Below are 12,810 nucleotides of genomic sequence, written 5' to 3'. Positions count from 1 at the left end.
TTAGGGCAAATTCCGATAGCAGATGTGAATGAATTTTACCTGGTACGGTAAGGTTTCGTTAAGATGCCTCTAGCCAAATGGCAGGGCGTGTTTTCGTTGCGAGATCCCGGATGAAGAAAGCTGTCCTGATTCTGTCCGCCTTCGGCTTCATTGCCGCCGCGTGGAGCAGTGTTGCGTCGCCGCTTCCCGGCGAGAGCGCTTCCATGCCTGCCGTCAAGCCGCTTGGCTTCATTCCCGAGACAGCCATACCGGAATCGATTACAACGGGCGCCATCCCGCGCAATCCGGCCATCGCGCCTGTCAATGGCGACCTGAAAGCCGGCCTCGATGCGCTTTCCGACAAAGACCCGCAGCTGGCGCTTTCGATCCGCGACCGCATGCGCGACGAGACGCTCGACCGCCATATCCTCACCTGGGCGATCGCCGTTTCCGGATTGAAGGGCGTTCCCTCCTATGAAATCGCCAGCGCCGCACAGGAACTCAAGGGCTGGCCGGGTCTTTCGCGGCTGCGTTCCTATTCCGAACGCGCGATCTATGACGAAAATCCCGCCCCTCCCGCCGTGCTCGCCGCCTTCGGCGATACCGCGCCTGAGACGATGCAGGGCGCCGTCATTCTCGGCCGGGCGCTGGTTGCGTCAGGTAAGCAGGCGCAGGCGGCAAAATATATCCGCAAGGTCTGGCGCGAGGAGGCTCTCGACAAGGCGACCGAGGACAAGATCCTCATCGAGTTTTCCGCGCTGTTGACGCCTGCCGACCACAAGGCGCGGATGGACTATCTGATGTATCGCGGCCGGGTGGCGCAGGCCAAGCGCTTCGGCGACATGGGCCAGGCCCAGTCGCTCTATACGGCCTGGGCTGCCGTTGACGCCAAAGCCGGCAATGCCGGCGCGCTGCTCAACGCCGTCGATGCAAAATGGCGGGGCGATGCCGGCCTGCTGTTTGCGCGGATCGAGTATCTGCGCAGGCAGGACAAATATGCCGAGGCGGCAGCGCTTCTGGAGCAGATGCCGCCCGAGCGCAGCGAACTCGTCAATTCCGGCGAATGGTGGAACGAGCAGCGCATCGTCAGCCGTGGCCTCGTCGACCAGGGACAATTCAAGCCTGCCTATCGCATCGTCGCAAACTACGCGGCAACGAGCCCGACGGATATCGTCGAGGCTGAATTCCATGCCGGATGGTACGCACTTCGCGGCCTGCAGGACCCGGAAACGGCGGAAAGACACTTCCGCAAGATCCTCCAGACATCAAACGGGCCGATCTCGGTTTCACGCGCCTGGTATTGGCTGGGACGAGCAGCGGAGGCCGGAGGCCCCGGCAAATCCAGCGAATTCTATGCGAAGGCGGCGAATTTTCCCGGCACCTTCTATGGCCAGCTCGCGGCCGAAAGGCTGGGGCGAAAGACGCTTGATGTCACCTATCCCGCACCGAGCACGGCCGACCGGCAGCGCTTCCAGGCACGCGAAGCCGTGCAGGCGATCGCCCGACTGGAGGCCGCCGGCCATGGATGGCGAGCCGCCATTCTCTATCTCGCGCTCGCCGACCAACTGCAAAGCCCCGGCGAATTGGCCGTCCTTGCAGCACGGGCCGAGCAATCCGGCGATCATCATCTCTCGCTGCAGATCGGCAAGATCGCCTATGGGCGCGGCATCGATGTCGCAGCGCTTGCCTTTCCGGTCGGCGTGATCCCGGCGAACGCCAATATAACAGGTTCCGGCAAGGCACTCGCCTATGCCATCGCCCGGCAGGAAAGCGCCTTCAACCCGGCCGCCGTTTCGGCGGCGAACGCGCGCGGCCTGCTGCAGCTTCTGCCGGGGACAGCCCAGGCGGTGGCCAAGCGCCACAACATCGCCTTTTCCAAGGACAAGCTGACGGCCGATGCCGGCTATAACGCGACACTCGGCGCGCATTATCTCGGTGAGCAGATCGATGCCTTCGGCGGCTCCTATATCCTCACCTTCATCGCCTATAATGCCGGGCCGAAGCGGGTGCCGGAGTGGATCGGCCGTTACGGCGATCCGCGCGGCAGGCCGATCGACGAGATCGTCGACTGGATCGAACGCATCCCCTTCCCCGAAACGCGCAACTACGTGCAGCGGGTGATGGAGAATTACGAAGTTTATAAAGCCCGTCTCGGCCAGTCCACCGATATCGAGCGCGACCTGATCGGCGGACGCAGCGCCTCCTGAAGCCGTTTGGCGCGGCTCGAAAAGCAAGCTACATCTTCGGGATCAAACAGGTCTCGAGGGATGCGATGCCGGATACGGATGAAGGCGGTTTTCAGGAACGATTTTTCACTTCTTCTGATGGGTTGAGGCTTCATGCCCGCGATTACCTGTCCGACCGGGCGGCGACCGCTGGACGGATGCCGGTGATCTGTCTGCCCGGCCTGACCCGCAATACGCGGGATTTTCATCCGCTTGCACTGCTTCTTTCCCGAGACACAAAAGTGCCGCGCAGGGTGGTTGCACTCGATTCGCGCGGGCGGGGAAACTCGGCATGGGATGAGAACAAGGCGAACTACAATCTCGCCATCGAAGCCGGCGACGTCATTGCCGCCTGCGCAGCACTCGGCATCGAGCGGGCGATCTTCATCGGCACGTCGCGGGGCGGGCTGATCCTGCATCTGATCGCGGCGACACGGCCGGATCTTCTCGAGGCTGTCATCCTCAACGACATCGGGCCTGTGCTTGAGGCTGTGGGGCTGGCGCGGATCCGCGATTACCTCAACAGCGGTCGAAAGCCGGCGGATTGGAACGAGGCGGCCGTTATATTGAAGGAAAATCATGGCGCGTCGTTTACCGCGCTTACAGAGCAAGACTGGGGCGAGATGGCGCTTGCCCTTTATCGCGATATCGATGGAAGGCCTGTCGCCGATTTCGACCCGGCGATCGCGGAGGCGCTCAAATCGATCGATTTCAGCCAGCCGCTGCCTGATCTTTGGGAGCAATTCGAAAGCCTGAGCCGGTTGCCGCTGATGCTGATCCGCGGTGACAATACGTCGCTGCTTTCACAGGAAACCGCCGGTGAAATGGCACGGCGGCATCCGGGCTTGATCCGACATGCTGCCGAAGGGCAAGGACATGCCCCGCTCCCGCATCTCGGCAATATCCCGACAGCACTTCGAGCTTTTCTCGCCACCTGCCGATAAACCTGATCGACACTGGTCAACTGGCACAATGGGCCATTCGTCCAAATACAAAAAGCCCGGCTCGAGAGCCGGGCTTTCCTGATTGACCGAAGTCAGATCAGATTAGAACGAACGCTGCAGGCGGAAGTAGCCCGTCGTGGAGTCGTCAGCATCTTCCGGATCGAGGTACTGAACCGAAGCCTTGGCGTAGAAGTTGTCGACGATCTGGTAATCAACCGTCAGACCGACCTTCCAAGCTTCGTTGTCGCTGAAGTCGTCGCCAGCAACGTAGTAGTTGCTGTAGTACTGGACACCAGGGGTGATCTTAAGCTTGTCGGTTGCCTTGATAGCGTATTCGGCAGCGATAGCCCATTCAGCCTTGGTGTAGTAGGAGCTCGGGCCGGTAGCGTATACGGCAGCGAGGCCGAGCGTACCAGGACCGATGTCAACCGTACCCATTGCACGGACAGCACCGTCTTCATTGTCGACGTCGTAGCCTGCAGTGATCTGGTAGCTGAATGCACCAGCCTTGCCGCCGAGACCGACTGCAACACCAACGTTGTTGGCTTCTTCGTCCGTCTTGTAGAAGCCGTCTTCGAGTTCGTCGACGCTGATGCCAGCGTAGAAGGAGTCGGTTTCGTACTGATAACGGATGGAGTTGTGCAGCGTGACCGGCGAGCCGATGTCGTCGGTTTCGCCGGAGAGGCCATCGTCCCACCAGCTGTAGAAGAGACCAGCGCGGAAGCCCGCGATGTCGAGGTAAGCGGAGTCGAGCTTGGCAGCCTGATCGGTGGCGTTGTCAGCATTGAACTGCATGACGATGACGCCGGTCAGCGGACCATACTCGGTATCGCTCTTGGCCGTGAACTGAACCTGGCCGCGGGTCGTTGCATCCCAGTCAGAATCGCCGCCGATGTCTTCACCAACGTTGACCTGGAAACGGATGTAGCCGTTGATCTTCAGGCAGGTTTCGGTGCCCGGGATGTAGAAGTAGCCGGTGCCGTAAGCGTCGCAGACGCGAACATATTCAACCGGTTCCGGCTCGGCAGCAACGATAGCGTCAGCAGCCTGAGCACCGGAAACTACTGCGAGAGCAGCAGCGGAGCCGAGAAGAAGGCTCTTGATGTTCATAAATGACCTCCAATTCAAAGTTTCGATCGGGTTTGGGATCTTTCGCTGAGCAGCGTTCCCTGCCCCATCCCCGTGTTTCAAGAAGTGGACGATCAGTCGCCCTTGCTTCCGAGGTTGAAAATACAAGACGGAAGCCGTCACGCAATCACCAACTTGTGTAGATAGGGCATTTGAGGAAGCCTTCCCGACATTCTGTTGCTGAAAGGACACAAGTCGGGCAGCCGGCCCCGGTTTCCTTTATGCTTTGTTAAGAAAACCCTGATTTTGCGGAGGCTTAGGTCGGCCCAACAAAGAATTGGACATGCGCCTAACGACACTTTCGAGACACTTTTTTGACAAAATGCGGCACTTGCGGGGGATTCATGATTGCCGGAAGCGTAACCGGACATGCACCGATCCGCTTTCGCCCCTGCCGGTGGCTTGAGCGCGGGAGGTGATTCCCGCAGGCGATTCTCTCGCTCGAGGCAGAGAGATTTTTTTGTCGCCCGGCCTAGCCGACTAAGCGAAAATGATTCCCTGCCAGAAAAACGATCGACGCGTGCTCAGGAAATCGGAATGGCGGAGAAGATGGGATTCGAACCCACGATACGCTTTTGACGTATACTCCCTTAGCAGGGGAGCGCCTTCGACCACTCGGCCACCTCTCCGGTGCGGCCTAACTATGGCGACCGGTCTGTGAATGCAAGGGTTTTTTGAGTTTTCACCAGAAGAAATGCAGCGAGCTGCAATTCGGCTGGTTACGCAAACCGACAGCGTTTCCTGCCGCAATCCGCGGAATTTGATCGCGCTTCGTTCTCGTTGATGAACAAGCCGAGCTCAGCCGAGCAGGCTCTTGAGGTCCGCAGAAGGGTCGGCGAGAATCGATTTATCGGGGTTGGTACCGGATTCCAGCAGTTTTTTGCCGGTCACATAGGCTTTCGCGTCGTTGATCGCATCGACGGCGATCAGTTGGCCTTCCCTGAAGTACCAGACTGAATGGGCGCCTTCGCGGGTGCCGGGGCGCAGCAGCGTCTCGTCATAACCGAGATTGAAGCCGGCGATCTGCAGCTTGACGTCATACTGGTCGGACCAGAACCACGGCTTCGGTACATAAGGCTCGCTGCCGCCGGCGATGACGGCTGCGGCTGCCTCGGCCTGGTCGACGGCGTTCTGCACCGATTCGAGCCTGATGCGACCACCCTGCCAGGGAAGAGCGGCGCAATCGCCGGCGGCAAAGATCGCCGGATCGGAGGTGCGGGCGAATTCGTCGACGACAATGCCGTTGGCGACTTCGAGGCCGGCTTCCTTGGCAAGCTGATCGTTCGGCGCGACGCCGATGCCGACGACGGCGAAATCGATGTCGATGACTGATCCGTCGGAAAGTGCGGCGCCGGTGACGCGGCCATCCTTGCCGATCAGATGCTTGAGCCCTGTCTTTTCGCGGATCACCACGTCATGGGCCTCATGGATCGCGCGCATGATGTCGGCGGTCTCCTTCGCCGCGACGCGCTGCAGGATGCGGTCGGCCATCTCGATGACAGTGACTTCCAGACCGCGATGGCGGGCAACGGCTGCCGCCTCGAGGCCGATATAACCGCCACCGATGATCAGAACACGGCGGCCGGGGCGCATCTCCTCGGCCAGCAGATCGGCATCGCGCTTGTCGCGGGCGACATAGACGCCTTCGAGATCGCCGCCGATCGCGGCCGGCAGCCGGCGCGGCGTCGAGCCGGTGGCGAGCGCCAGCGTGCCGTAATCGAGAACGGAGCCGTCCTGCAGCAGGACCTGCTTGCTGTCCGGCTTGATCTGCTCGGCCCAAGTCGAAAGGCGAAGGTCGACGTCATTGTCGGCATACCAGTGCTCGGCGCGGAACAGCAGGCGGTCGAAGGCCATTTCGCCAAGCAGGTATTTCTTCGACAACGGCGGGCGCTGATAAGGGGCGACGTCCTCTGCTCCGATGAGGGTGATCGGGCGCGTATCCTTCAACGCACGCAGCTTGGCTGCCAATGCGAAACCGGCCTGTCCCGCGCCGATGATCACCAGTCTATCCGTCACGATCTCGCTCCTGAAGCTGCGCCCGACAACCACGCCAAGGCCTATTCCCGACAGCGCCGCGTGTCTTTCAGACGCGCAAAGGACGCAGTCGCATTTTTGAGTTTCTGCATAATCCCTGAAATCGATCCCGATTTCAGGGATTATGCAGTAGCCCACGCCCCGTCAACGGAAAGCGGCCTCTTACATTCAGCCGATCTCGATCCAGCGACGCTCGTGGAAGGACTGTGCCATGGCATGCACCGACTTTTCTATCCTGAGACCGTCTTCGAATGTCACAATCGACGACGGTTCGCCTGATATTGCCCGGATCAACTCGCGGCATTCGATGATCTTCAGATCGTTGAAGCCGAGGCCGTGGCCTGGCGCCGGGATGAAGCGATCATAAGGCTGATGGGCGGGTGCCGCCAGTATCTTGCGGAAACCCTGTTCGGAGCCGCGGCCGTCGGCCTGATAGAGTTCGAATTCGTTCATCCGCTCCTGATCATAGACGATCGAGCCTTTCGAGCCGTAAATCTGCAGGGCGATCCGGCCCTTGCGACCCCAGGCGGCGCGATTCGCCATCAACACGGCGGAGATGCCACCGCCAAGCCGCATCAGCACGTTGGCGCCATCGTGGTTTTCGACGGCACGGCGGCCACCCTCGCTCAACGGGCGATCGGCATAGGGCCTCACCATATCCGTTATAACGGCCTCGACATGGCCGAAGAGATACCAGAGCAGGGACAGCGGGTGCACGGCGAAATCGTCGAGCGCGCCGTAGCCGGCGGAAAGCTCGCTCTTCCAATAAAAGAAGACATCGGGATCGGCCATGAAATCCTCGTCCATCTCGACGCGGATATGATTGACTGTGCCAATGGCGCCTTCGCCAATCAGCGTTTTGATGTGCCGCATGACGGGATTCTGGATGTAATTATAGCCAAGGGCGGCAACCCTGCTGGATTTCTTCGCCGTTTCCAGCATGCGCTCGGCATCGGCATAGGCCGGCGCCATCGGCTTTTCGCACCAGACATGTTTGCCGGCCTCAAGGGCAGCAATCGCCATCTCGGCGTGGAACTGATTGGGCGTGGTGACGGAGACGACGTCGACCTCGGGATCGGCGATCAACGCCCGCCAGTCGGCCGTTGCCTTCTCGAAGCCGAATTCACCGGCCCGAGTCTCAGCAAGCCCAGCATTGGCTTCGGCCAGATGCACGAGACGCGGACGCTCGACATCGCCGAACACCGTCTTTACTGCATTCCACGCCAATGCATGGCACTTGCCCATATAACCAGTGCCGATCAAACCGATGCCGAGTGGCTTCATTTCCGTCTCCTCGAGAGCTGCGCGCGGATTTTTGGAATATTTGGATCATTTTGACAAGGGACCTACTCACAGGCATTTCTGCGTTCTTCGCGAAGAGATTGTCCAAAAGCCTTCAATTACAGGGGATTAAAAACAATTAGCCGTGTCGTTTGAAATCGTTTATGTTCGATAATATGGAATATTTGTTTCATCTCATGAGCCGCAAGCATGGATAACGATCCCCAGAGGCACGCGCGTGTACCGCGCGATTTCGAAAGCCTGCGCAGCACCATCATCGAGCGCAAGGCAAGCATGCCGAAGCGGCTGGCACAGGTCGCCGCCTTCGCGCTCGGCAATCCCGATGAGATCGCCTTCGGCACGACGGCGAGCATCGCGGCGGCCTCCGACGTCCAACCCTCGACGCTGGTGCGCTTGGCGCATCATCTGGGCTATGGAGGCTTTTCCGACCTGCAGAGCATCTTTCGCGAAAGATTGCGGGACCGGACGCTGAGCTACGAAGAGCGCCTCGTCACGCTGGAGCAATCGAGCGGCGACGATGAGGACGCCAATCTGCTCTCTGGCTTCATTGCCGCGGCAAATCAGTCGGTCAACCGGCTGGCCGCAACGGTGCAGAGCGATACTTTCACCAAAGCGGTGAATATCCTTGCCAACGCCGAGACGATCTACCTGATCGCCAAACGGCGCTCCTACCCGCTGACGGCGCACATGACCTACGCTTTTTCTAAGCTCAACATCCGCCACCAGATCGTCGCCTCGCCGAACGGCGTCGACCCTGAAATGGTGCAGTTCGCAACACCGAAGGATGCAGCGATCGCGGCGAGCTTCTCGCCCTATGCGGCCGACAGCCTCAGCCAGAGCCAGGAGCTTGCCGATCGCGGCGTCCCCGTCATTGCGATCACCGATTCGGCCTTCTCGCCGCTTGCCGCCTGCGCCACGCACTGGTTCGAGGTGGCGGAGGCCGATTTCGCCGGCTTCCGCTCGCTTTCGGCCTCGATGGCGCTCACCATGGCATTACCGGTTGCAATCGCTGAACGGCGGCGCAAGGGTCAGCCGTCAAAACCTGTAAAAGGCAAAATGGAATAAACATTCCGAATTGACAAAATATCGGAACCGATGTTTCATTATTGAAAATTCGCAGGCACTGGAAGCCGCGCAAAATCTAGCGGGAGGACATCATGGTACAATCGAATCCGGATTCACAGCCGGAGCCGGCGCTTGATGTGATCACCATCGGCCGCTCTTCGGTCGATCTTTACGGCCAGCAGATCGGTTCGCGGCTGGAGGATATCGGCTCCTTCGCCAAGTCCGTCGGCGGCTGCCCCGCCAATATCGCCATCGGCACGGCGCGGCTCGGCCTCAAATCCGGCCTCATCACCCGCGTCGGCGGCGAGCAGATGGGACGCTTCATCCGCGAGCAGTCGGCGCGCGAAGGTGTGGCCACAGACGGCATCATCACCGACAAGGAGCGGCTGACGGCGCTGGTGCTGCTTGCGGTCGAGGCCGAGGGCGTGTCGCCAATGATCTTCTATCGCTCGGACTGCGCCGACATGGCGCTCGATGAAGGCGATATCGACGAAAATTTCATCAGATCGTCGCGCGCCGTTCTCGTTTCCGGCACACATTTCTCACGGCCGAATACCGAAGCCGCGCAACGCAAGGCTATCCGCATCGCCAAGGCGAACGGCCGCAAGGTGATCTTCGACATCGATTACCGACCGAACCTCTGGGGCCTTGCCGGGCATGCGGAAGGCTTCGAGCGCTATGTGAAATCCGACCGAGTCTCCTCGAAGATGAAGGAGACGCTGCCCGACTGCGATCTCATCGTCGGCACCGAAGAAGAAGTCCTGATCGCGTCCGGCGCCGACGACTTGCTTGGCGCGCTGAAGGAGATTCGCCGCCTGTCGCCGGCGACGATCGTGCTCAAGCGCGGCGCCATGGGCTGCATCGTCTATGACGGGCCGATTGCCGACGATCTGGAAGCCGGCATCATCGGCCAGGGCTTCCCGATCGAAGTCTTCAACGTGCTCGGCGCCGGCGATGCCTTCATGTCGGGCTTCCTGCGCGGCTTCCTGCGCGACGAGCCGCTGAAGACCTGTGCGACCTGGGCCAATGCCTGCGGCGCCTTCGCTGTCTCCCGCCTGCTCTGCTCGCCGGAATATCCGACCTGGGCCGAACTCGACTTCTTCCTGACGACCGGAAGCAAACACCGGGCGCTGCGCAAGGACGAGGCGATCAACCATATCCACTGGGCATCGACCCGGCGCGGCGAAATCCCGCTTTTGATGGCGCTGGCGATCGACCACCGCTCGCAGCTCGTCAGCGTCGCCGATGAACTCGGCGTCGGCCACGAGAAGATCGTCGCCTTCAAGCGGCTGGCGGTCGCGGCGGCGGCGCGGGTTTCGAATGGCCGCGACGGCTACGGCATGCTGATCGACGAACGCTTCGGCCGCGACGCTTTCTTCGATGCGGCGACGAAGAATTTCTCCTGGATCGGCCGGCCGGTGGAATTACCGGGCTCGAAGCCGCTGCGCTTCGAATTCAGCCAGGATATCGGCTCGCAGCTCGTCGAATGGCCGCTCAATCATTGCATCAAGTGCCTGTGTTTCTATCATCCTGATGATCCGGCTGAATTGAAGACGGAGCAGCAGGAGAAGCTGCGCACTCTGTTCGAGGCCTCCCGCAAGGTTGGCCGCGAGCTGCTGGTGGAGATCATCGCCGGCAAGAACGGCCCGCTGACCGACGATACCATCGCGACCGCGCTGGAGGAGCTCTATGCGCTCGGCATCAAGCCGGACTGGTGGAAGCTGGAGCCGCAAGCATCCCGTGAGGCCTGGAAAAAGATCGATGCGGTGATAGCCAAAAATGATCCATGGTGCCGCGGTATCGTGCTGCTGGGGCTCGAGGCGCCCGCCGACGAGCTGATCTCCTGCTTCGAGGCGACGCTGGCTGCCCCCTCCGTGAAGGGCTTCGCCGTCGGCCGGACGATCTTTGCCGATCCGGCGCGCGCCTGGCTTTCGGGCGAAATGAACGACGAGGAAGCGATCGCCGATATGGCCGGCCGCTTCCGGCAACTGACAGAGGCGTGGCTGAAGACCCGCGGACATCAGTAGACTTAGAATTAAGACCCCTCCCCACCCCTCCCCACAAGGGGAGGGACTTAACCCGGGCACCGCCTCACGCCATCAGCAAGCTTCCCATTGGAGGAGACGTTGCGGCGAGAATGAAGGGAGCCCGGCAAGTTAACCCCTCCGCTTGAGGGGAGGGTTGGGGAGGGAAAAGCGCGAAAAGAAAGATTGCGGGAGGACCCGATGGGCAAGACGATACGGTTGACGATGGCGCAAGCCGTCACGCATTTCCTCAAGGTACAGATGACGATCGTCGACGGCAAGAAAGTGCCGATCTTCGGCGGCGTCTGGGCGATCTTCGGTCACGGCAACGTCGCCGGCATCGGCGAGGCGCTCTATCAGGTGCGCGATGAATTGACGACCTATCGCGCTCACAACGAACAGGGCATGGCGCATGCCGCGATCGCCTATGCCAAGGCGAATTTCCGCACGCGCTTCATGGCCTGCACGAGTTCGATCGGCCCCGGCGCGCTGAACATGGTGACGGCCGCCGGCGTGGCGCATGTCAATCGTATTCCCGTTCTCTTCCTGCCGGGCGACGTCTTCGCCAACCGCGCGCCGGATCCGGTGCTGCAGCAGATCGAGGATTTCGGCGACGGCACGGTTTCAGCCAATGATGCCTTCCGTTCGGTTTCGCGCTATTTCGACCGCATCACCCGGCCCGAGCAGATCATCGCGGCGCTGAAGCGCGCCATGCAGGTCCTGACCGACCCCTTGGATTGCGGCCCGGTGACATTGTCGCTCTGCCAGGACGTTCAGGCAGAAGCCTTCGATTATCCGGAAAGCCTGTTCGATGAAAAAGTCTGGACGGCCCGCCGGCCGCAGCCGGATGCAGACGAGCTGGCGAATGCCATCGCGCTGATCAAGGCGTCGCAGAAGCCGGTGATCGTTGCCGGCGGCGGCGTGCTTTATTCGCAGGCGACGAAGGAGCTTACCGCCTTTGCCGAGGCCCACGGCCTTCCCGTCGTCGTCAGCCAGGCCGGCAAGTCGGCGATCAACGAGACCCACCCGCTGGCACTCGGCTCGGTCGGCGTCACCGGCACGTCGGCGGCGAATGCGATCGCCGAAGAGACGGATCTCGTTATCGCCGTCGGCACGCGCTGCCAGGATTTCACTACCGGCTCCTGGGCGCTGTTCAAGAATGACAGCCTGAAGATGATCGGCCTCAATATCGCCGCCTATGACGCGGTGAAGCACGACAGCTATCCGCTGGTGACAGACGCCCGCGAAGGGCTGAAGGCGCTTTCGGCCGGACTTTCGGGCTGGAAGGCGCCGGCCGCCCTCACCGAGAAGGCGGCTGCGGAAAAGAAGGTCTGGATGGAGGCTGCGGCCAGGGCAATGGCCACGACCAATGCCGCCCTGCCCTCCGATGCGCAGGTGATCGGCGCGGTGGCGCGCACGATCGGCGGTGAGAATACGACGGTGCTTTGCGCTGCCGGCGGCCTTCCCGGTGAATTGCACAAGCTCTGGCCGGCGACGGCGCCGGGCAGCTATCACATGGAATACGGCTTTTCCTGCATGGGCTACGAGATCGCCGGCGGGCTTGGCGCCAAGATGGCGCGTCCCGAACGGGATGTGGTCGTCATGGTCGGCGACGGTTCCTACATGATGATGAATTCCGAGATCGCCACCTCGGTCATGCTCGGCCTCAAGCTCAACATCGTCTTGCTCGACAATCGCGGCTATGGCTGCATCAATCGGCTGCAGATGGGAACCGGCGGCGCCAACTTCAACAATCTGCTGAAGGACTCCTACCACGAGGTGATGCCGGAGATCGATTTCCGCGCGCATGCCGAAAGCATGGGCGCCATCGCCGTCAAGGTCGCCTCGATCGCCGAGCTGGAGCAGGCGATCGCCGACTCGAGGAAGAACGATCGCACCTCGGTCTTCGTTATCGACACCGATCCGCTTATTACCACGGAGGCCGGCGGCCACTGGTGGGATGTCGCGGTGCCGGAGGTCAGCCCGCGCGAAGAGGTCAACGAAGCGCGCAAGGGCTATGTCGAAGCACGCGCCGCCCAGCGTATCGGCTGATCTATCGCTATCATTTTTTCGGAAGAGCAGAGCTCTTCCGCAATGCTTTTAAGGAGA

At 61.0% G+C, this 12,810-nt stretch carries 8 protein-coding genes and 1 tRNA gene; 5 read left to right on the top strand and 4 right to left on the bottom strand.

Annotation, left to right across the window (positions count from 1 at the left end; all coding sequences use genetic code 11):
- Nucleotides 1-110 precede the first annotated feature (110 nt).
- Together AC245Y_RS05795 and AC245Y_RS05790 are read left to right on the top strand one after the other, a co-directional pair.
- Nucleotides 111-2,186 carry a lytic transglycosylase domain-containing protein gene (locus AC245Y_RS05795; protein WP_017993486.1) on the top strand — a complete coding sequence of 692 codons (2,076 nt, stop codon included), beginning with the start codon at nt 111-113 and terminating at the stop codon, nt 2,184-2,186.
- A 65-nt stretch (nt 2,187-2,251) separates the two neighbouring features.
- Complete coding sequence (locus AC245Y_RS05790) at nt 2,252-3,148, top strand: alpha/beta fold hydrolase (protein WP_012756780.1); 897 nt, start codon at nt 2,252-2,254, stop codon at nt 3,146-3,148.
- Between the two features lie 102 nt (nt 3,149-3,250).
- Here AC245Y_RS05790 and AC245Y_RS05785 read toward each other — a convergent pair whose 3' ends face one another.
- From AC245Y_RS05785 to AC245Y_RS05770, 4 genes are all read right to left on the bottom strand, one after another.
- The gene (locus tag AC245Y_RS05785; RefSeq protein ID WP_012756779.1) at nt 3,251-4,258 is read right to left on the bottom strand and encodes a porin; all 1,008 of its coding nucleotides are present in this window, start codon (nt 4,256-4,258) and stop codon (nt 3,251-3,253) included.
- A 556-nt stretch (nt 4,259-4,814) separates the two neighbouring features.
- Nucleotides 4,815-4,905 (bottom strand) — tRNA-Ser (locus AC245Y_RS05780).
- Nucleotides 4,906-5,074: 169 nt separating this feature from the next.
- Nucleotides 5,075-6,292, bottom strand: a complete 1,218-nt coding sequence (locus AC245Y_RS05775; RefSeq protein WP_026157300.1) for an NAD(P)/FAD-dependent oxidoreductase — start codon at nt 6,290-6,292, stop codon at nt 5,075-5,077.
- A 186-nt stretch (nt 6,293-6,478) separates the two neighbouring features.
- Nucleotides 6,479-7,594: a Gfo/Idh/MocA family protein gene (locus AC245Y_RS05770; RefSeq protein WP_012756777.1), complete on the bottom strand. Its 1,116-nt coding sequence runs from the start codon at nt 7,592-7,594 to the stop codon at nt 6,479-6,481.
- Between the two features lie 207 nt (nt 7,595-7,801).
- On the opposite strand from AC245Y_RS05770, the gene AC245Y_RS05765 reads away from it, so the two are divergent.
- The 3 genes from AC245Y_RS05765 (at nt 7,802) to iolD (ending at nt 12,753) form a co-directional block, all read left to right on the top strand.
- Entirely contained in the window at nt 7,802-8,677 is an 876-nt protein-coding gene (locus AC245Y_RS05765) for a MurR/RpiR family transcriptional regulator (protein ID WP_012756776.1), read from the top strand.
- A gap of 92 nt (nt 8,678-8,769) precedes the next feature.
- Entirely contained in the window at nt 8,770-10,704 is a 1,935-nt protein-coding gene (locus tag AC245Y_RS05760; protein ID WP_017993484.1) for a bifunctional 5-dehydro-2-deoxygluconokinase/5-dehydro-2-deoxyphosphogluconate aldolase, read from the top strand.
- A gap of 198 nt (nt 10,705-10,902) precedes the next feature.
- A complete protein-coding gene (iolD, locus tag AC245Y_RS05755; protein ID WP_026157299.1) occupies nt 10,903-12,753 on the top strand; it encodes a 3D-(3,5/4)-trihydroxycyclohexane-1,2-dione acylhydrolase (decyclizing) in 1,851 nt (616 codons plus the stop codon).
- Nucleotides 12,754-12,810: the final 57 nt, after the last annotated feature.

The organism is Rhizobium sp. SRDI943, assembly GCF_057653695.1.
The sequence above is the reverse complement of the archived record's forward strand: the minus strand, read 5'-3'. Positions and strand labels throughout refer to the sequence as shown.